The organism is Pseudomonas sp. S2_F07 (genome assembly GCF_054668325.1).
In genome coordinates this window covers 3824855-3844561 of record NZ_CP162758.1, presented here as the reverse complement: position 1 = coordinate 3844561, position 19707 = coordinate 3824855, and the positions used below count along the sequence as shown (strand labels likewise).

Annotated in this window: 15 protein-coding genes; 8 read left to right on the top strand and 7 right to left on the bottom strand. The window is 60.4% G+C overall.

Going from position 1 to position 19707, the window contains the following annotated elements; all coding sequences use genetic code 11:
• Positions 1-75 precede the first annotated feature (75 nt).
• Both AB4O40_RS17475 and glmS read left to right on the top strand, forming a co-directional pair.
• A complete protein-coding gene (locus tag AB4O40_RS17475) occupies positions 76-852 on the top strand; it encodes a DeoR family transcriptional regulator (RefSeq protein WP_008018362.1) in 777 nt (258 codons plus the stop codon).
• 1 nt (position 853) lies between these two features.
• A complete protein-coding gene (gene glmS, locus AB4O40_RS17470; protein WP_056726778.1) occupies positions 854-2686 on the top strand; it encodes a glutamine--fructose-6-phosphate transaminase (isomerizing) in 1833 nt (610 codons plus the stop codon).
• 130 nt (positions 2687-2816) lie between these two features.
• Here the strand turns inward: glmS and AB4O40_RS17465 are convergent, their stop codons facing one another.
• The 5 genes from AB4O40_RS17465 to AB4O40_RS17445 all read right to left on the bottom strand — a co-directional run bounded on the left by AB4O40_RS17465 (position 2817) and on the right by AB4O40_RS17445 (position 9203).
• Positions 2817-4190 (bottom strand): MFS transporter, encoded by a 1374-nt coding sequence (locus tag AB4O40_RS17465; protein ID WP_460053777.1) that lies wholly within the window; start codon positions 4188-4190, stop codon positions 2817-2819.
• A gap of 179 nt (positions 4191-4369) precedes the next feature.
• Positions 4370-5419 carry a DUF2955 domain-containing protein gene (locus AB4O40_RS17460; protein WP_460053779.1) on the bottom strand — a complete coding sequence of 350 codons (1050 nt, stop codon included), beginning with the start codon at positions 5417-5419 and terminating at the stop codon, positions 4370-4372.
• The gene (locus tag AB4O40_RS17455) at positions 5409-6527 is read right to left on the bottom strand and encodes an HlyD family secretion protein (protein WP_223542681.1); all 1119 of its coding nucleotides are present in this window, start codon (positions 6525-6527) and stop codon (positions 5409-5411) included. Before AB4O40_RS17455 ends, AB4O40_RS17460 begins: the two co-directional genes overlap by 11 nt.
• Positions 6520-8031: an efflux transporter outer membrane subunit gene (locus AB4O40_RS17450; RefSeq protein WP_056726781.1), complete on the bottom strand. Its 1512-nt coding sequence runs from the start codon at positions 8029-8031 to the stop codon at positions 6520-6522. Before AB4O40_RS17450 ends, AB4O40_RS17455 begins: the two co-directional genes overlap by 8 nt.
• Positions 8032-8045: 14 nt before the next feature.
• The gene (locus AB4O40_RS17445; RefSeq protein ID WP_056726782.1) at positions 8046-9203 is read right to left on the bottom strand and encodes an AI-2E family transporter; all 1158 of its coding nucleotides are present in this window, start codon (positions 9201-9203) and stop codon (positions 8046-8048) included.
• Between the two features lie 563 nt (positions 9204-9766).
• On the opposite strand from AB4O40_RS17445, the gene AB4O40_RS17440 reads away from it, so the two are divergent.
• The 5 genes from AB4O40_RS17440 to AB4O40_RS17420 all read left to right on the top strand — a co-directional run bounded on the left by AB4O40_RS17440 (position 9767) and on the right by AB4O40_RS17420 (position 16916).
• Entirely contained in the window at positions 9767-10669 is a 903-nt protein-coding gene (locus AB4O40_RS17440; protein ID WP_414913585.1) for a LysR family transcriptional regulator, read from the top strand.
• Between the two features lie 119 nt (positions 10670-10788).
• Positions 10789-11415: a glutathione S-transferase family protein gene (locus tag AB4O40_RS17435; protein ID WP_056726784.1), complete on the top strand. Its 627-nt coding sequence runs from the start codon at positions 10789-10791 to the stop codon at positions 11413-11415.
• Positions 11416-11478: 63 nt separating this feature from the next.
• Positions 11479-13509: a pyridoxamine 5'-phosphate oxidase family protein gene (locus AB4O40_RS17430; protein WP_460053781.1), complete on the top strand. Its 2031-nt coding sequence runs from the start codon at positions 11479-11481 to the stop codon at positions 13507-13509.
• Between the two features lie 109 nt (positions 13510-13618).
• Entirely contained in the window at positions 13619-14815 is a 1197-nt protein-coding gene (locus AB4O40_RS17425; protein ID WP_460053782.1) for a DUF3142 domain-containing protein, read from the top strand.
• Positions 14802-16916: a hypothetical protein gene (locus AB4O40_RS17420; RefSeq protein WP_460053783.1), complete on the top strand. Its 2115-nt coding sequence runs from the start codon at positions 14802-14804 to the stop codon at positions 16914-16916. Before AB4O40_RS17425 ends, AB4O40_RS17420 begins: the two co-directional genes overlap by 14 nt.
• A 3-nt stretch (positions 16917-16919) precedes the next feature.
• Here AB4O40_RS17420 and AB4O40_RS17415 read toward each other — a convergent pair whose 3' ends face one another.
• Complete coding sequence (locus AB4O40_RS17415; RefSeq protein ID WP_056726788.1) at positions 16920-17549, bottom strand: LysE family translocator; 630 nt, start codon at positions 17547-17549, stop codon at positions 16920-16922.
• Between the two features lie 145 nt (positions 17550-17694).
• On the opposite strand from AB4O40_RS17415, the gene AB4O40_RS17410 reads away from it, so the two are divergent.
• Positions 17695-18168 carry an Lrp/AsnC family transcriptional regulator gene (locus AB4O40_RS17410; RefSeq protein WP_008045644.1) on the top strand — a complete coding sequence of 158 codons (474 nt, stop codon included), beginning with the start codon at positions 17695-17697 and terminating at the stop codon, positions 18166-18168.
• 111 nt (positions 18169-18279) lie between these two features.
• Here AB4O40_RS17410 and lpdA read toward each other — a convergent pair whose 3' ends face one another.
• Complete coding sequence (gene lpdA / locus AB4O40_RS17405) at positions 18280-19680, bottom strand: dihydrolipoyl dehydrogenase (protein ID WP_460053785.1); 1401 nt, start codon at positions 19678-19680, stop codon at positions 18280-18282.
• Positions 19681-19707 lie beyond the last annotated feature (27 nt).

Below are 19707 nucleotides of genomic sequence, written 5' to 3'. Positions count from 1 at the left end.
GCATGGCGCTTGACGAAGTTTCGCTGATAGGTTTTGATTGCTTCCGTTATCTTTCGAAACGAAACTTACCAGCTCATGTCGAAGCGCAATACCCCTCAGCGTCGTCACAATATCCTCGCCTTGCTCAATGAGCAGGGCGAAGTCAGTGTGGATGAGTTGGCCAAGCGCTTCGAAACGTCGGAAGTTACGATTCGCAAGGATCTGGCGGCACTTGAAAGCAATGGCCTGTTGCTGCGTCGTTACGGCGGGGCGATCACCATGCCTCAGGAGTTGGTCGCGGACCTTGGTCAGCCGGTTTCCAAATACAAGCAAGCCATCGCCCGTGCCGCCGTCGCGCGGATACGCGAGCATGCGCGCATCATTATCGACAGTGGCAGTACCACCGCCTCCATGATCCCGGAACTCGGCCAGCAACCCGGCCTGGTGGTGATGACCAACTCGTTGCATGTCGCCAATGCCCTGAGCGAGCTTGAGCACGAACCGGTGCTATTGATGACCGGGGGTACCTGGGACCCGCATTCCGAGTCCTTTCAGGGGCAGGTTGCCGAGCAGGTACTACGATCCTACGATTTCGACCAGTTGTTTATCGGTGCCGATGGCATCGATCTGGTTCGCGGTACAACCACCTTCAACGAACTGCTCGGGCTGAGCCGAGTCATGGCCGAAGTCGCCCGCGAAGTGGTCGTGATGGTGGAGGCCGACAAGATCGGCCGCAAGATTCCAAACCTGGAACTGCCCTGGAGCAGTGTCCATACCCTTATTACCGATGAACGCCTGCCACTTGAGGCTCGCGATCAGATTCAGGCCCGCGGCATCACTTTGATATGCGCGGCTGTCAGTCAGGAGAAATAGCATGTGTGGAATTGTCGGCGCAGTCGCAGAACGTAACATCACCGCCATCCTCGTCGAAGGCCTGAAGCGCCTCGAATACCGTGGGTATGACAGCGCTGGCGTGGCGGTCTACACCAACGATGAAAAACTCGAGCGCCTGCGTCGTCCGGGCAAGGTCAGTGAACTGGAGCAGGCATTGACCAACGAGCCGCTGGTCGGTCGTCTGGGCATCGCCCACACCCGCTGGGCCACCCACGGTGCACCGTGCGAGCGCAATGCCCACCCGCATTTCTCCGGCGACCTGGCAGTAGTGCACAACGGCATCATCGAAAACCACGAAGCCCTGCGTGAACAACTCAAGGCCCTGGGTTATGTGTTCACCTCGGACACCGACACCGAAGTCATCGCTCACCTGCTGAATCACAAACTCAAGGATCTGAGCGACCTGACCGTGGCCCTCAAGGCAACGGTCAAGGAACTGCACGGCGCTTATGGCCTGGCAGTGATCAGCTCCAAGCAACCTGATCGTCTGGTCGCAGCCCGTAGCGGCAGCCCGCTGGTGATCGGCCTGGGCCTGGGGGAAAACTTCCTGGCGTCCGACCAGTTGGCCCTGCGTCAGGTCACCGACCGCTTCATGTACCTGGAAGAAGGCGATATCGCCGAAATCCGCCGCGACAGCGTGAAGATCTGGGACGTCAACGGCCAGGCTGTCGAGCGCGAAGCCGTGCAGTATCGCGACGGTGCCGAAGCCGCTGAAAAGGGCGAGTTCCGCCACTTCATGCTCAAGGAAATCCACGAGCAACCATCCGTGGTGCAGCGCACCCTGGAAGGTCGTCTGAGCCAGAATCAGGTACTGGTACAGGCATTCGGCCCACAGGCGGCCGAACTGTTCGCCAAAGTACGCAACGTACAGATCGTCGCGTGCGGCACCAGTTACCACGCCGGCATGGTCGCGCGTTACTGGCTCGAAGAACTGGCCGGCATTCCTTGCCAGGTCGAAGTCGCCAGCGAATTCCGCTACCGCAAGGTAGTGGTGCAGCCGGACACCTTGTTCGTGACCATTTCCCAGTCCGGTGAAACTGCCGACACCCTGGCCGCGCTACGCAACGCCAAGGAACTGGGCTACCTCGCCAGCCTGGCGATCTGCAACGTCGGTATCAGTTCGCTGGTGCGTGAATCCGATCTGACCCTGTTGACCCAGGCCGGTCGCGAAATCGGTGTGGCATCGACCAAAGCCTTCACCACGCAACTGGTTGGCCTGTTGTTGCTGACGCTTTCCCTGGGTCAGGTTCGTGGCACCTTGGCCAAAGGCGTCGAAGCGACGCTGGTCGAAGAACTGCGTCGTTTGCCGACCCGTCTGGGCGAAGCGCTGGCCATGGACAGCACCGTGGAAAAAATCTCCGAGCTGTTCGCCGAGAAACACCACACGCTGTTCCTCGGCCGTGGCGCGCAGTTCCCGGTAGCGATGGAAGGGGCACTCAAGCTCAAGGAAATCTCCTACATCCACGCTGAAGCCTATCCGGCCGGCGAGCTGAAACACGGCCCGTTGGCGCTTGTGGATAACGACATGCCAGTGGTGACCGTGGCGCCGAACAACGAACTGCTGGAGAAGCTGAAGTCCAACCTCCAGGAAGTCCGCGCCCGCGGTGGCCAGTTGATCGTCTTCGCAGACGAGAAGGCCGGCATGACCAACGGTGAAGGCACCCACGTGGTGCACATGCCGCACATCCACGACATCCTGTCGCCGATTCTCTACACCATCCCGCTGCAGCTGCTGTCGTACTACGTCGCCGTGCTCAAGGGCACCGATGTTGACCAGCCGCGCAATTTGGCGAAGTCGGTTACTGTGGAATAAGTTATCCACAGGTGAAAGAGACCTGGTTTCAGACAATAAATTTTGACAAGAGCCCCTGATTTCAGGGGCTTTTATGTCTTCACCATATGCCCAAATTTTGTTTATGACCTACCAGGGAAATCGTCTGGTATTAGGACTCAGACTTATTCACAGTCTCTGATGTTTTCCTTAGACTTTTTGTTGCTATACGTCGAGGCACGCACTGCGTAAACGCTTTAGGGTATTTGACCAGATAGGCATCTTTGAGCTGCGTATCCCGCAAGCGCATGAAAGTCGTGAAATCGGGTACCAGAAAGACCAGTAAAGACAAGAGTAGAACCAATGCGCCCAGCAGCGTGATTGTCAATTCGACTCCTAGATAAATGATCAGGGAGGGCATCGCGAAGCTGCCCAAGGGGCTGGCCGCCGCAGACAGAAATGAAACTATGGCGAAAACCCTGTTGCGATGGAGCTTTGGCGTCGCCAACAACCTCACAGCAGAGGTTGGAATGTTGATCAACATCAGGCCGACACCTCCGCCAAAAAAGGCTACGGGTATGAAGAACGACGATGAAACAGTCCCAACCACCACGAGGTTGCTTCCCAATAGCGCAAAACCTGCGGACACGCACATGTCACGAGGTAACCGGGTGGATAACCATCCGATGATTCTGTAACTACCTGCCAAAATGCCCAGCCCGAAGCACGAATCCAGAAGACCGATGTAAGTGACTGGGTACTGGATGACGTCCTTTACATACAGCGGGATCAAGATAGTGAAAAACGGAAACAGCGCGAAATTGATCAGCATCGAAATAGTCGCCAGGTAAAATTCGACTTTCACGCCATAAACTACTTTGAAGCCGGAATAGATCATGCTGAAGCCACTGGCACGTGGTGTTTTTTCGCATGGGTCAACTGCACCGATGTGGCCCGGGATGGTTGCGATCAATGCACCGGCGATGAGAATTGCAAAAAAATCGGTGGCAAGGGCGAATGTGATGCCGAACCCGTAAATCAACCCGCTGGCAAGTATCGGCCCCAGAAGAATAGATAAGGACGACATCACACTTTTGGTCCGAAAGGCCAAGGAGACTTTATCGTCGTCTGCAAACAAAGGAATGATCGACGCCTGGAGAGGGTCGCGAACGCCAACGATCGCACTGCTGAGCATCATCAGCACGCCAACCGCCCAAGGGTTGAACGCCTCCGTGGCGGACAGCACCGCCATCAATAACGCTGTCAGCAGGCTGATCCATGAGGTCAGTTTGATGATGAGGATTTTGTTGTACTTGTCGCCCAGCCATCCCAGCAGGGGTTTGGCTAACACTTCCGCCGCGATGGAACAGGCAATCATGTTGGCGAAGTAGGTCGCAGAGCCTGTTACCTGCAGGGCCCACCAGGCCACCGCCAGTTGATTGCACCGTCCACCCAGAGTGATCAGCAAATAGCTGAATTGCAGTTTCAGCAGGCGCCGGTCGATATCGGGAAGACCCCAAGTAGTACCTGAAAAATTTCCATTCATGGATGTATCTTTGATCCAGATAGGGGCGGCGGCACAAGCAGGATGTTCAAGAATCTTTTTGTTACGGATGCAGCCTTCACTGACTAGAGAGTTTTCTTACAGTAACTGGATGGGTCCGAGGAATGTGAGGGGGGCTTTTCTAACTTATTCAAGACGCTTTCCTGATTCGTACCGTGTTATCAACCGGGCTGACCCTCTTCAGGTGCCGGCTTGGCGACATGGCGACGCCGCCGCGTGTCCAGCAGATAGACCATCACACAGGCATACAAGGTCACCAGGATGAACAGGCCCATACGAATGGCGAAGGCTGTGTAGACATCTTTGCCCGCGGCACTGTCCTGCACCGATTGGCCGAGCAGAATGATCAGGGTCGCCAGGCTGTTGAGCCAGAAGCTCGGTGGTTGTCGGGTCAGGGACAGGCCATAGAGCTTTCTGGCCGCCAGCAATCCGAACAGCAGCATCCACAGAAAGAACATCCACAGGTTGACGAACAGGCTCAGCGCGCACCAGAAAAGGATCGCCATCAGGCCACCGAGCAGGGTCGAGCCGAGCAATTCCTGGCCGGCGGTGCGAGCGCTGGTCGCGCAGCTTTGTTGGCCGAGGCTGACGGCTTTCATGATGATCGGGAGGTAGCTGGCCGGGTCGATCATGGCCAGCAGGAAAGTCGGCAGCACCACCAGCGTGGCCCGTAGCGCCAGCCAACCGCTTTCGGTTGGCGTAAGGCTCGGGCCGGGTTTGGCCGCGGGGGCACTGGCGGGGTCGGGAAACAGCCAATGGCTGATGGTCAGCGTGGTGACGGCCAGGAACAGGCCCTTGACCAAGGCCACGATCACTTCAAGCGCCAAGGCGAATTCAGCGGTTCCGGCCGAACTGATCAAGGTCAGGCCCACCACCAGGAAGGTTGCCACCAGCGGGTTGCCGCCGCGCAGGCCATAACCGAAGGCCATGAACAGGCACAGTCCGACCAGCAGCACGCCACTGAACGGGTAGTAACGCAGCAGGGGAATGAGCAGCAGGCCGGTCCCGGTGGTCAGCATAAGGATCAGGATCAGGCCCAGGCTGGCCTTGAATGGCAACGGTCGGTTCATCGCTGCCAGCATCATCAGCGCCAGCATCGGCGAGAGGAACGGGATGGGCAGGGCCAGACCAAAGCTCGTCGCCAGGCACAGCGCCGTACCGAAGCTCAGGCGCAGGGCGCGCTGAACCCGGGCCGGACGCTCAATACGCATAGGACATCCAGCTCATCACGCGCAGGAACAGGCGACCCAGGATATTCAGCGGGTTACTTTCACTCGGGAATGCCATGACTTCGGCCTGTCCGCCGGACCGGATACCTTGCGGGCCGGTCAACTCACCGGGCTCGAACTCGATGATGACCGGAAAGCGCTGGGCAGGGCGTAGCCAATCGCGACTGTTCTCTACTGTCGGCAGGCTGCCCGGCTGGGTGGTCTGGCCGATATCGACGCCATAGCCGACGCTGCGCACATGGCCTTTGAAAATTCTGCCCGGGTGGGCGTCGAGGATGATGGACACCGGCGTCCCGGGCTGCACGCTTCCCAGATTGTTTTCGGTCATGTCGGCGCTGATCCACACATCGTGGATAGCGATCAGGGTCATCACCGGAGCACCGGCGGCGGCGAACTGGCCGACATCGGTGCGCAGGTCGGTGATCAGGCCGGCGGAGCGCGCATGGACCTTGGTATTGCCCAAGTCCAGCTCGGCTTTTTCAAGGTTGCTGGCGGCGCTGAGCAACTGGGCGTTTTCGTCTTCGTTACCGCCCTGTTGTTCCCGTGCACGTTGCACTTCGGCCTTGGCAGCGGCGACCTGGCTGATGGACTCTGACAGGGTGGCGCGGGATATCTCCAGGCGGCGCAGGGAGATGGTGCCCGGGTCTTCGCTGTACAGGCGTTCAAGCCGCTGGATGTCCTGGCGTGCCTTGAGCTCGTTGGCCTGGGATGCACGCAGGGACGCTTGCTTGGAGTCGACGCCGGCGGTGTTGGCGCCTACCTGGCGACGGGTCGATTCAAGGTCGGCGCGGGCGCGATCGACGGCGATCTGGTACTGCTCCGGATTGACTTCAAACAGCAATTCGCCGGCCTTGACGTCCTGGTTGTTGCGTACATGCACCTTGGTCACCCGACCGGATACCTCGGCGGCCACCGGTACAATGAAGGCCTGCACCCGTGCCTGTTGCGTGTAGGGGGTGTAGCGGTCGGCCATCAGGTACCAGACCAGGCTCAGGATGATCAGCAGCACCACCCAGTTGATCGCTTTTTTCGCAGGGTCGGCGGCGGGTGCCGGGGCTTTCTCGGCGGCCGGTTGTTGGCTGTCAGTCATGGGCACTTTCCTTCGGTTCGTCGAGCAGATCGCCCCAATCGGTCCGTTCTTGCATTTGTTTGCGGGTGGCCGGGTCGACTATCGGCTGGTCGCTGTACCAGCCTCCGCCCAAGGCCTTGTACAGGGCGATCAGGCTGTTGACCGCGGTGCCACGGTTGACCAGATAGGTATCCTGTTGGGCAAACAGGGCTCGCTGGGCATCCAGCACGCGCTGGAAATCCGAATAGCCTTCGCGGTATTGGGCGTTGGCCAGGGTCACCGAACGTTGGGCGGCCACCGATGCGTCACTGAGAATTTGGTCGCGCTCCAGTGCCTTGATCAAGCCGGTCGCGGCATCGTCGGCCTCACGTGCCGCCTGGCGCACGCTGTCCTGGTAGATAACGATCAATTGCTGCAAGCGCGCGTCCTGCACGCGAACGTTGTTGGTGATCCGGCCGTGGTCGAAGATGTCCCAGCGCAGGCTGGGGCCGGCCACCATGTCGAGGGTGTTGGACGCACCATTGAGCGAGCTGGCGGACCAGACGATGCTGCCCAGCAGGCTGATGGAGGGGTACAGGTCGGTCTCGGCCACACCGATCAATGCCGACTGCGCTGCTACTTGCAGCTCGGCAGCGCGTACATCGGGGCGTCGCACCAGGAGGTTGGCCGGCACATCTTGCAAGACCGCGGTATCGAGCAGCGGCACTAAGCCGGTGTTGCGATTGAGGTCAGGGATCGAGCCGGGCGGCTGGCCGATCAGGGTGGACAACGCATTGCGCAGGCTCGCCACCTGGCTCTCGAAGTCCGGGATGGTGCTCAGGGTGCCCAGGTACTGGGTTTTGGCTTGTTGCAGATCGAGTTCGGCTTCGGCCCCGCTGTTGAACAGGCGCTCGGTGATCTCGTAGCTGCGTTTTTGCAGTTTGGCGTTGCTGCGGGCGATGGCCAGGCGCGCCTCGGCGGTGCGCAAGGCGTAGTAGTTTTGTGCCAGCTGCGCGTGCAACAGCACCAGGGCATTTTCGTAGTTGGCCTGGGCGGCAAACCAGGACGCATCGGCCGACTCGATGGCACGGCTGAAACGCCCCCAGAAATCCAGCTCCCAGCCGATATCGAAGCCGACGCTGTGTTGCCAGAAATTCGTGTCCTGGGGGTTGGCGCCGCCCGACTGTCGACGGTTCAGGTACAGGCTGTCGGCGCTGGCCTGCTGCAATTGCGGGTAGCGTCCACTCAGGGCGATACCCAATTGCGCCCGGGACTCCATGACCCGCAGGCCAGCGACGTGCAGGTCGGGGTTGTGGGCATCGGCTTCGGCCATCAAATGGTCCAGCACCGGGTCGTTGAACACGCGCCACCATTGACGGCTGTCAGGTTGCGCGTGTTGTTGGCCGGCGATCTCCAGGGCCGGGCTGTTCCAGTGGTCGACCCAGGGCTGGGCCGGCGACTGGAAATCCGGGCCCAGTTGTACGCAGCCCCCCAGGACGACGGTGCCACAGAGCAGAAGCCGGCTGATGCGAGCAGGGCGTGGCATCAAGCGCAAACTCCTCAGACAGGACGCTGATCGTTCGTTGCCTCTATCGTCGGTGTCTCGTTCAACGCCTCGATCTCGGGTGTCTCGTTCAGGACCTCGACAGTCGGTTGGTCCTGGACCCATTGCCAGAACAGTTGGTAGCCCACCGCCAGCGCAACCGGCCCGATGAACAAACCGATGAAGCCGCCGCTCACCATGCCGCCCAAGGCGCCAATCAGAATCACCGGCATCGGGACATCGACGCCACGACCCAGCATCAATGGCTTGAGGACGTTGTCGGCCATCCCGGCGATCAGGCTGTAGATGCCAAACACGACGGTGGCCAGGCTGGTCCCTTCGGTGGCGAAGACATAAGCGATCACCGGGATGGTCACCAGCAGCACCGGCAATTGCATGATTCCCATCAACAGCGCCACCATGGCCAGCAGCCCGGCACCGGGGACACCCATGAGCACGAAGCCCACGCCAACCAGCAACATCTGGATAAACGCGATGCCCACTACGCCCTGGGCGACCGCGCGGATGGTCGCAGTGCACAGCACAGTAATGCGAGGGCCACGTTCTGGTCCGGAAAGGCGCGAGGTGATGGCAAGGGCGCTTCTTTCGCCATTTTCGCCGTAGGCCATGAACACGCCGGCAATGATCAGGGCACCGATGAACAATAGAAAGCCCACGCCAACGTCGGCCATTTTGCCCAACAAGGTCAGGCCGACGGACTTGATATAGGGCAGTACCTTCATCACCACGCTACTCATGTCAGTGGCGGCCTGCATCCAGTAGCCATAGAGCGGCTCGCCAATGAGTGGCAAGGAGGCGATTTTTTCGCTGGGAAGCGGAATCTGCAACGTATCGGACTTGAGGATCGCCAGGGTGGCCTGGACCGACTCACTGATCGAGGTGCCCAGCAAGTAGATCGGCACCATCAGCAAAGCCAGGGCTACCACCACGATCAGGGTGGCGGCACGACCGTCCTTGTTGACCAGCTTGCGCTTGATGAGCCCATGCAGTGGATACAGGGTGATGGCCAGAATCATTGCCCAGAGCATCAGGTTGAGAAAGGGGTGGAAGATCTGGAAGCAAAACAGTACCAGCACCGTAATCAGCCCGGCGCGAATCAGTACGTCGAGCAAACCACCGGACAGTGCTCTAGCGGAAATGTTAGTGCGCAACATTGTCGAACTCCTTGCGGTGTCACACAGGTTAGCCAGGCCGTTGAAGTTCAACTCTTCCCTACTAAGGGAATCCAAAAAAGCAGGATCGACGGACAGCCGTCCAAGCGTTAAAAAACCCATAACGCCTTACTTTAAGTAGAGAAAACATCAACGAGGTACCTACCAAAAACCCAATAGGTAACGGGGTGGTTTGTAGTATAGGAGCAGTCGTATATTCCGCCCGTTTATACAGGCTGGAATTCTGCTGTAGTTGATGGAGTCCGCTGCGAGCCCCTGCCTGAAGCGGTCTGGAAGCTGAACCAATGGCTCTTTTTCTCTACCGGGCATTAACCGTTGCAGCGGGCTGCTCAGGATAATTGCCAACAGTCGCACCCCTCGCAAGAAAATAATCCTCATTAATTATCAATAATCAAGGTTTGTGACACGCTTGGTTTTTACGGTGCCGGCGCTAGAGTGCAGTAGCCCATTGCTCTACCTGATGGTCGCGGGCCCAACTATGTAGTTGAACGATTAAAATTCCGGTCTTCGGTTGCGATTTATCTATCTGAAATGAGGACAGTCCCATGGACCGCTTCCAGGAAATGCAGGTCTTCGCTGCTGTCGCCAAGGAGCAGGGTTTTTCGGCGGCGGCGCGGGGTTTGGGCCTGTCGGCGGCCAGTGTCACCCGAGCGGTAGCGGCGCTGGAGAAGCGGATTGGCACACAACTGCTCACGCGTACCACGCGCAGTGTGTATTTGAGCGAGGCCGGCCAGCGATACCTGGAGGACTGTCGGAGAATTCTCGCCGAGGTACAGGAAGCCGAGGACTCGGCAGCAGGCAGCCATATCCATCCCCGTGGGCAACTGACCATCACCGCACCGGTCTTGTTTGGCGAGCTGTTTGTCACGCCGTTGATGGTGAATTATCTGACGCAATTCCCCGAGGTCTGCATCAACGCGCTGCTGGTGGACCGGGTGGTGAGCGTGGTCGAGGAGGGCGTCGACGTGGCCATTCGTATCGGCGAGCTACCCGACAGCAACCAGCATGCGATTCGGGTCGGCGAGGTGCGTCGGGTGATCTGCGCCTCACCACAATTTCTGGCCAGCCATGGTCGGCCCAGGCATCCCCGGGAGCTGGCCCAGGCGCCGATTATCGCGACCTCGGCAATTGGCCAACTCAGGAGTTGGCCATTCATTGAAGACGGCGAAACCTTGAGTGTCCGGGCTGAACCACGGCTGGTGGTGACGGCGAATCAGGCGGCCATCACGGCTGCCTGCCTGGGGTTGGGATTCACCCGGGTACTGTCTTATCAAGTGGCGAGCAAGGTGGCTGCCGGCGAGCTGGAAATCATCCTGGCCGAATTCGAACTGCCACCATTGCCCATCCATGTGGTCTATCAGGGCGGGCGTAAAGCGCCGGCCCGGGTGCGCAGTTTTGTCGATTTCGCGGTGAAGACCCTGCGCGAGCATCCGGCGCTCACGCGTTGAATTATTTCACCCGCTGAAATAATGGATTGCGTTGGCTGGTGATTCTGTTGGTTTAGATGTGAGTAGAAGATATGACCCATCTCACTCCTGAACAGCAGCACTCACCCGAGGTGTCGACCATGCAAGCGATCAAACTCTACAACTTCCCACGTTCCGGCCACGCTCATCGTGTCGAGTTGATGCTGTCCCTGCTGAAATTGCCGACGGAATTGATCTTCGTTGACCTCGCCAAGGGCGAACACAAGCAACCGGCGTTTCTGGCGCTCAATGCATTCGGTCAGGTGCCGGTGATTGATGACCAAGGCGTGGTGTTGGCCGATTCCAACGCAATTCTGGTTTACCTGGCGCAAAAGTACGGCAACGGTCGCTGGCTGCCGGCTGATCCCGTAGGGGCCGCCAAGGTACAGCGCTGGTTGTCGGCGGCTGCCGGTCCGATTGCCTTCGGCCCTGCCCGGGCAAGATTGATCACTGTGTTTGGCGCGCCTTACAACGCAGCAGAAGTGATTGCCTACGCCCATACCGTGCTCAAAGTGATCGATCACGAGCTGGCCAGTACGCCGTACCTGGCCGGCACTGAACCGACGATTGCCGACGTCGCCGTCTACAGCTACGTCGCCCACGCGCCTGAGGGCAATGTGTCGCTGGACGAGTACGCCAACATTCGCGCCTGGCTGGCCCGCATCGAAGCCTTGCCGGGGTTTGTCGGCATGCCACGCACCGTCGCCGGCCTGCAAAAAACCGCCTGATGCTGGTGGCCCGGTGTTGCCGGGCCGCCCCGTTCTGCGCCACAGGCGCAAGGGAGCAGCCGTATGGACCGTTCACCCTGGCATGCCGGCGAGAAACAATTGCAGGCGCATGTGGGCGTTGCCGAACGAATGGAGGCGTTCGGTCGTAAGGTAATTCGTAGCGAGATGCCGGACCAGCACCGAACCTTCTATCAGCAATTGCCGTTCATGCTGTACGCAGCGGTGGATGCTGAGGGTCATCCCTGGGCCAGCATCCTGGAAGGTCAGCCCGGTTTTGCGCACTCGCCGGAACCTGGCTTGCTGCAGTTTCGCAGCCTGCCGGCCTTTGATGATCCCGCGCAGTTGAGCGACGGCTCGGCCATCGGCCTGTTGGGCATCGAGTTGCACACTCGCCGCCGTAATCGCATCAATGGGCATGTCCGCGCCATGTCCAAGGACGGTTTCGCGGTGACGGTGGATCAGTCCTTCGGCAATTGCCCGCAGTACATTCAGCTGCGCCAGTTTCGCTCGGTGCCGCTGGCCGATCCCTCGACGCGTGTCGCCCAGCACTTCAGCGAACTGGATGATGCGGCCAAAGCCATGATCGCCGAGGCGGACACCTTCTTCGTTGCCAGTTATGTGGACGTCGACGGTGAACGCTCGGTGGATGTTTCTCACCGCGGCGGTCAGGCCGGTTTCGTACAGGTGGAAGGCAATCGCCTGACCATCCCGGACTTCGCCGGCAACCTGCATTTCAACACCTTGGGCAACCTGCTGCTCAATCCCCGGGCCGGGTTGTTGTTCATCGATTTCAATACCGGTGATTTGCTGCAGCTCAGCGGGCGCACAGAAATCATCCTGGACGGCCCTCAGGTCGAGGCGTTCCAGGGCGCCGAGCGCCTGTGGACAATCGATGTCGAGCAGGTGGTACGTCGCCCCGCCGCCCTGGCGTTGCGCTGGCGTTTCGACGGTGTTTCACCCACCAGTTTGCTCACTGGCACCTGGGAGCAGGCCAAGGCGCGTTTGCAGGCCAAGGCCCTGGGCGATCAATGGCGGCCGTTGCGGGTGGCGCGGATTGAAGCGCAAAGCCACAGCATTCGCTCGATTTACCTGGAGTCCGCCGATGGGGCCGGGTTGCCACTGTTCCAGGCCGGGCAGCATTTGCCCCTGCGCTTCAACATTGACGGCGATGTGCAAATCCGCACGTACAGTTTATCGAGCGCGCCGTCCGATGATTTTTTCCGCATCAGCGTGAAGCGTGACGGGCGGGTGTCTACGCATTTGCATGAGCAGATTCGTGTTGGTGACCTGTTGGAAGCACGGGCGCCACAAGGTCATTTCACCGTGGCGCCCCATGAGCGTCGGCCTTTGGTGTTGCTGGCTGCCGGGGTCGGCATCACGCCGCTGTTGTCGATGCTGCGGGAGGTGGTTTACCAAGGATTGCGTACCCGTCGTATACGGCCGACCTGGTTAATCCAGAGTTCGCGCACGCTGGCCGACCAGCCGTTTCGCCGGGAGCTGGATCGCTTGCTCGAGGATGCCGGAGACGCGGTGCGGGTGGTGCGCTTGCTTAGCCAACCGGAAGCCGAAGCGATGCAAGGAGAGGATTTCGACCTCGGTGGACGGATCGACGTCGTGCTGCTCAAGGATCTGCTGACAGTCGAGGACTACGATCAGCCGGATTTTGTCGTCTGTGGTCCCGGGAGTTTTACCCAGGCGCTGTACGACGGCTTGCGCGAGTTGGACATTCGCGATTCGCGGATTCACGCCGAAACCTTCGGCCCGTCCACCTTGCGGCGGCGACCGGACCCCGATGCGGTGGTCATCGAGCAACCGTCCGCCGCCACCACATCCGTGCCCGTGATGTTCCAGCGTTCGGCCAAGGAGGCGCGTTGGCAGCCAGACGGCGGCAGCTTGCTGGAGCTGGCGGAAAGCCGTGGCCTGCGTCCGGAGTTCAGCTGTCGCGGCGGCTCCTGCGGCACCTGCAAGACGCGCCTGATCAGCGGCCAGGTGCATTACCCACTGCCGCCAGCGGAGGTGCCGGATGACGGACAGGTGCTGATTTGCTGTGCGATTCCGGCGCAGGGGGCGCAGCCGTTGGTACTCGATATCTGAAGATCATTGCAGGCGAACATTGCCCGCCGGTCGATGGCTGGGTAGGGTAGTGAGCAGAACTAAAAAGGGCCGCAGAGGCCCTTTCTGCATTTCAGGAACAGGCGTTTCAATGGTTTTTTTCACTCGCTCGATGGTCTTGCTGATGGCGCTGGTGCTCACCACCGGTTGCGAAAGACAGGATGCACCGCCGCTGGATCAACAGCTTTACGTCTGGCAGCGGCAGTGGACACCGGCCCACGACGCCGCCCTTCGGGACAGCCGCGCCGATTTTTCGACCCTGCGGGTGCTGGCCTTGCAGGCTTTCCCCAACGCCGGCTGGAGTCAGGCCCGGATTGATCCGGCACTGCTCAAGCGTGATGGTCGGCCGGTGATTGCGGTGATTCGCCTGGATGGGCAGCTCAAGGCGCTGGATCAGGATGAGATCACCGCGCAAATCCGGCAGGTGATCAGCGATTGGCAGGGGCAGGAGGTGAACCTCGCCGGCGTGGAAATCGACCACGATGCCGGTAACGCTCGGCTGCCGGCCTACCGCCAGTTTCTCGCGCAGTTGCGCGCAGCACTGCCGACGTCGCTGCCCCTGAGCATCACCGCGTTGCCGTCCTGGCTCGACAGTCGCGAACTGCCGGCGTTGTTATCCACAGTCGACAGCAGCGTGTTGCAGGTGCACGCGGTGAGCGATCCGCGTCGTGGTTTGTTTGATGCCGATCAGGCCCGGCAATGGGTGAAGGCCTGGAGCCGAATCACGACAAAACCTTTCTATCTGGCGCTGCCAGCCTATGGCGTGGGGTTGCTGCCATCGGCGGGTGGCGCGCCCGTTGTGGAAAGCGAAGTCACGGTGGAGCGCGGAGGCCTGCGCCGGGAGTTGCTCGCCGATCCGCAGTCATTGCGCACCCTCGGTACCGAGCTGCGGGCCGATCCACCGAAACATCTGGCGGGCCTGATCTGGTTTCGCCTGCCATTGGCCAACGACCGTCGGGCCTGGAGCCTGACCACCTTGCGCGCCGTGGCGCGTGGAGATGTGCTCGACAGTCAGTTGGCGCTGAAACTCTCGGCCGACAATGGCCTCTATGACATCGGCATCAGCAACCAAGGCAACCTCGACCGCGCCTGGCCCGAACGCCTGACACTGGCGGTCAGCGGTTGTGAGGGAGCCGATGCCTTGGCCGGTTACGCGTTGCAACAGCGTCCGGATCTGCTTACCTTCACCCGCCTGCGCGATGGCCGAATACCGGCCGGCGGACAGCGTGCCATTGGTTGGGCTCGCTGCGCACACATTGATCAAGGAGGTTCGAATGTTCACCCGTAACTGGCCGCGTCATTTGCTTTGCCTGAGCCTAAGCCTGCCGCTGGGTTCGGCGCTGGCCTGCGGCCCGGACTTCCCCATGCGCCTGCTGGATAACCGTGGCCAGTCGTTGGCGGAACTGCCGGAAGGCAACTTCAGCTTCGAAATCAGCCGCCTCGGCCACGCCATCAACGGATTGAAGAACGTCACCGCCAACGTCGACTACTCGGATGAACCTGATGCTGTAGCGCTGCGGGATCAAGCCGAGCAGGCGGGACTTTCCGCTGAGCAACAGGTGTTGGTGAAACACCTGCGCAGCCTGACGGATGCCCATCAGGTTGAAACCGAAGGGGCGCAACTGCCGCCTGAGCTCAGATTGTATCTGGCCGGCGCTGTGGCTTTTGGCGCGGGTGATCCCGCCTTGGCCGCCGGGTATTTCAAGAAAGTGCTGGCCTTGCCCGCCGAGCAACGGGCTTCGCGCAGCACCTGGGCGGCTTACTCGTTGGGTCGCGCGTTGTTCGCCATGAGCGCCGAAGCCAATGCGGCTCCGGGTCTGCTCGAACAATCCGCCAAGGCCTTCGAGCAAACCCGGCAACTGAGCATCGACGGTTTCAGCGACCCACTGGAACTGGGTGTCGCCAGCCTCGGTGAAGAAGCCCGGGTGGTACGCACCGCCGGCGACTGGAACCGCGCCATCGAGCTCTACGCCACGCAGAATCTGCACGGATCCGCAGTAGGTTACACCTCACTGAAACTGTTGATGGCGGACCTGATGACGCTGCCGGAGGATCAAGTAGCCGAGTTGCTCAAGGGCCAACCCGTGCAGCAATTGGTGACCGCGTCGCTGATCAGCCGGTTGGGTTGGTCGTTCGGCGATCAACCGCCCAACGAACAGAAAATGATCAAGCTGCTGCAAAACAGCACTCGTGGCAGTCTCGAAAACGCCGACCGCCTGGCAGCGATGAATTATCAACAGGGTGATTACGCCAGCGCCAAGGCTTTCCTCGAACATGCCGGCGATGGCGGATTGGCCTGGTGGTTGCGGGCCAAGCTGGCGGTGCGCGAGGGTGATAAGAGTGCGGCCGCCGCAGCCTATGCCAAAGCAGCCCAGGCCTTCCCGCAGAATGAATCCTGGGGCGAGCGCCGCACACCGGACTACGATTACGAAACGCTTCAGCCCAAATGCCGGGTCGAGGGTGAAAGTGCGATCCTGGCGCTGCAACGCGGGGATTACCTGCAGGCCTTCGATCAGCTGTATCGCAGCCAAAGCATTTACTGGTTCGACGCTGCCACCGTTGCCGAGCGCGTGTTGACCCTCGAAGAACTCAAGCACTACGTCGACACGCAGGTGCCAGCACCGCCGCCGCTCAGCCAGCAGGACCGCGACAATTATGTGCCCTTGCCGGTGGCGGCGAGCCTGCGCAATCTGCTGGGGCGACGTTTGTTGCGCGAGGGGCATTACGAGGAGGCGCCGGCGTACTTCGATAACGTCGACTTGCAGAACAAGGCCAAGTCATACGCAATATTACGCAAAGAGGCGGATTCTGCCTGGTGGCCCACGACTCGCGCTGCTGCGCTGTTTAACTCGGCCGGGGTCGCGCGCACGTGGGGAATGGAAATCCTCGGTTATGAAATGGCCCCGGATTACGCCACATTCGGCGGCAACTACAGTCTGGAAAGTACCGAACTCAAGGTCGGGCCGTTAGTAACCGTGGGCGAAGTGAAGCGCCAGCAGGCCAGCGTTGCTCAGCCCGATGAGCGTTATCACTATCGTTTTGTGGCCACGGCATTGGCCAGCCGTGCGGCCGACAATTTGCCTCACACCAGCCAGGCCTTTGCGGCAGTGCTGTGCGCGGCTGCAGGCTGGAACAGCAGTCTTGAAGAAGAAAACGCTTTCTACCAGCGCTATGTCAAAGAGGGGCCGTACGTGGATTGGGCGTTCAATTTCGGTCATCAATGCCCGTATCCCGACTTCCAGAACGCCGACAAGCGCTACGTGACCCAGGTTACCGATGCCGTGCGTTCAGCGCTGCGGCCGTACAAGAAGCCGTTGCAGTATGGCGGCGTGATTGTGGTCACGGCGGCGGCATTACTCCTGATCAATCGCCGCCGCAAGGCGCAGTGAGGTTCAAGCCTGTTGCACAAAGGTCAACCGTACGGCGAAACCGATCAACAGGCTACCGAACAACCATTGTTGCAGGCGCTGGGCTGAGGGGCTGCGTTGCAGCCAACGGCCGAGTGCCGCGCCGACCAGGGCGTATGCGCTGTCGAACAGCAAACCGACGCCGACCAGCACCACGCCCAAGGTCGCAAATTGCCCGAGCACCGGCCCGGCCTGTGGGTTGATGAATTGCGGCAGCAGCACCGAGCAGAACAAAAGTGCCTTGGGGTTGAGCAGGTTGGTCAGCAGTCCGCGTCGGATGGCCGTGCCCCAACGTGGTTTTTCGCCGGTGGTGTCGGCGCTGGTGAGGCTCGGCAGCATCGTGGTTCGCAGGCACTGAATGCCGATCCACAGCAGATACGCGGCGCCGGCCAGGCGCACCAGGTCGAAGGTCCATGGCGCGGCCTTGAACAGTGCCGCCAGCCCCAGCGCCGCCAATGCCACATGGCAACCCCGGGCGATGCCCAGTCCCACGGCCGTAGATAGCGCGGCGCCTTTGCCCTGACGGGCACCGGTCTGCAACAGCAGGATCATGTCGGGCCCCGGCAACAGATAGACCACTGCCAGCGCCATGAAAAACAGCCAGAGACCTTGCATGTTGCACCCCGTTCGTTGTCGATTTGGTCGTGCCAGTCTAGGGCTGGAGGGCGGGGCAGGTGCTTGCGTTGTCAGCTTCTATCCGCTCGTGTATTGGCATAATCTGCCACTTAATCAAGCTTGAATCATCAGGATCTGCCAAACCATGAAACTGGACGCTTACGACCGCAAGATTCTCGCCGCGCTGCAACGGGACGGCCGCCTGAGCAATGTGCAACTGGCAGACGAGATCGGCCTGTCGGCATCGCCTTGCTTGCGCCGGGTGCGAATGCTTGAAGAGGCGGGGGTGATTCGCGGCTACCAGGCCAATCTGGATCGCGATGAAGTGGGGTTGGGGCTGACGGTGTTTGTCGGGGTCAAGGTCGAGCGTCACAACGATGAACAAGCCGAAGCCTTTCGCCTGGCGGTGACGGCATTGCCCGAGGTGATTTCGGCGTTTCTGGTGTCGGGGGAGTCGGATTTTCTGCTGCAGGTGGTGGTGCCGGACTTGCGTGCCTATGACCGCTTTCTCACCGGGCGTTTGCTGAAGCTGCCGGGGGTGAGCGACATTCGCAGCAACTTTGCGATTCATACGGTGAAGGCCCCGGGATCGCTGCCGCTGGAGCATTTGCCGCTTTAGACCGAGTCGCCTGCCTTCGCGAGCAAGCCCGCTCCCACAGGTACAGCGCAAACCTTGTGGGAGCGAGCCTGCTCGCGAAGGCGGTGGCCCCGTCACCGCCAGTCCTTTGGATTACATCTGCGTCGCCATCCCTTCCACATCCATCGCCGCCTGACGCAAGGCCTCGGAGCGGGTCGGGTGTGGGTGGCAGGTCAGCGCGATGTCTTCGGCCGAGGCGCTGAACTCCATGGCCACGCAATATTCGCCAATCATTTCACTGACGCTCGGGCCAACCAAATGCACGCCCAGGACTTCGTCCGTGTGCTCATCGGCCAGCACTTTGGCGAAGCCTTCGGTTTCATGGTTGATCTTCGCCCGGCTGTTGGCGGTGAAGGGAAACTTGCCGACCTTGTACGCCCGGCCTTCAGCCTTGAGCTGCTCTTCGGTCTTGCCGACACTGGCCAGTTCCGGTTTGGTGTAGACCACACTGGGGATCAGGTTGTAATTGACCTCGCCCGCCTTGCCGACAATCTGCTCGACGCAGGCCATGGCTTCGTCCTCGGCCTTGTGGGCGAGCATGGGACCCGAGGTCACGTCGCCAATCACCCAGACCCCGGCGGCATCTGTGCGATGCCCTTTGTTGGCGAGCATGCCGCGCTTGTCCGTGGCGAGGCCGACGTTCTCCAGGCCCAGGCCCTGTGTATAAGGTCGGCGCCCGATGGCTACCAATACGTAATCCGCTTCCAGCAACTCGGCGGCACCGCCAGCGGCAGGCTCGATGCTGAGCTGAACGCCATTGGCGGAACTGGTGGCGCTGGTCACTTTTGAACTCAATTTGAAACTCAAGCCTTGCTTGCTCAGGGAGCGCTGCAGGGTTTTGCCGGCTTCGATGTCCACGCCGGGGCAGATCCGGTCGAGAAACTCGACCACCGTCACCTGCGCCCCAAGGCGGCGCCAGACCGAACCCAGTTCCAGGCCGATCACACCGGCGCCGATCACCACCAGGTGCTTGGGCACCTCGGTCAGTGCCAGGGCGCCTGTGGAATCGAGGATGCGTTTGTTATCGATGTCTACACCGGGCAGGGGCGTGGGCTCCGAACCGGTAGCGATGATGATGTCCTTGGCGCTCAGTACTGTCTTGCCGCCGGCGCTATCGGTCACCGTGACTTTGCCCGGCCCATCGATGTGGCCCCAGCCTCTGATCCAGTCGACCTTGTTCTTGCGAAAAAGAAATTCGATGCCCTTGGTCAGCCCGGTAACGCTTTCATTTTTTTGTTTCATCATCTGGGCGAGGTTGAGGCTGGGTTTGACGTCGATCCCCAGGTTGGCGAATTCCGCACCCATGGCCGCGTCGTACAGTTCGGAGGCATGCAGCAACGCCTTGGATGGCATGCAACCAACGTTCAGGCAGGTGCCGCCGAGTGTGGCGCGTCCTTCCACGCAGGCGGCCTTCAGACCCAGTTGTCCGGCGCGGATCGCCGCGTTGTAACCGCCGGGGCCACCGCCAAGTATCACGACGTCATAAGTGCTCATGGATGTACTCCTGGATCGAAAGGGGAT

Coding starts and splice junctions, on each gene's coding strand:
- AB4O40_RS17425 (WP_460053782.1), top strand. CDS start 13,619: ATGGTTTTTTTCACTCGCTCGATGGTCTTGCTGATGGCGCTGGTGCTC.
- AB4O40_RS17465 (WP_460053777.1), bottom strand. CDS start 4,190: ATGAATGGAAATTTTTCAGGTACTACTTGGGGTCTTCCCGATATCGAC.
- AB4O40_RS17445 (WP_056726782.1), bottom strand. CDS start 9,203: ATGTTGCGCACTAACATTTCCGCTAGAGCACTGTCCGGTGGTTTGCTC.
- AB4O40_RS17415 (WP_056726788.1), bottom strand. CDS start 17,549: ATGCAAGGTCTCTGGCTGTTTTTCATGGCGCTGGCAGTGGTCTATCTG.
- AB4O40_RS17455 (WP_223542681.1), bottom strand. CDS start 6,527: ATGACTGACAGCCAACAACCGGCCGCCGAGAAAGCCCCGGCACCCGCC.
- AB4O40_RS17430 (WP_460053781.1), top strand. CDS start 11,479: ATGGACCGTTCACCCTGGCATGCCGGCGAGAAACAATTGCAGGCGCAT.
- lpdA (WP_460053785.1), bottom strand. CDS start 19,680: ATGAGCACTTATGACGTCGTGATACTTGGCGGTGGCCCCGGCGGTTAC.
- AB4O40_RS17460 (WP_460053779.1), bottom strand. CDS start 5,419: ATGCGTATTGAGCGTCCGGCCCGGGTTCAGCGCGCCCTGCGCCTGAGC.
- AB4O40_RS17420 (WP_460053783.1), top strand. CDS start 14,802: ATGTTCACCCGTAACTGGCCGCGTCATTTGCTTTGCCTGAGCCTAAGC.
- AB4O40_RS17475 (WP_008018362.1), top strand. CDS start 76: ATGTCGAAGCGCAATACCCCTCAGCGTCGTCACAATATCCTCGCCTTG.
- AB4O40_RS17410 (WP_008045644.1), top strand. CDS start 17,695: ATGAAACTGGACGCTTACGACCGCAAGATTCTCGCCGCGCTGCAACGG.
- glmS (WP_056726778.1), top strand. CDS start 854: ATGTGTGGAATTGTCGGCGCAGTCGCAGAACGTAACATCACCGCCATC.
- AB4O40_RS17435 (WP_056726784.1), top strand. CDS start 10,789: ATGCAAGCGATCAAACTCTACAACTTCCCACGTTCCGGCCACGCTCAT.
- AB4O40_RS17450 (WP_056726781.1), bottom strand. CDS start 8,031: ATGCCACGCCCTGCTCGCATCAGCCGGCTTCTGCTCTGTGGCACCGTC.
- AB4O40_RS17440 (WP_414913585.1), top strand. CDS start 9,767: ATGGACCGCTTCCAGGAAATGCAGGTCTTCGCTGCTGTCGCCAAGGAG.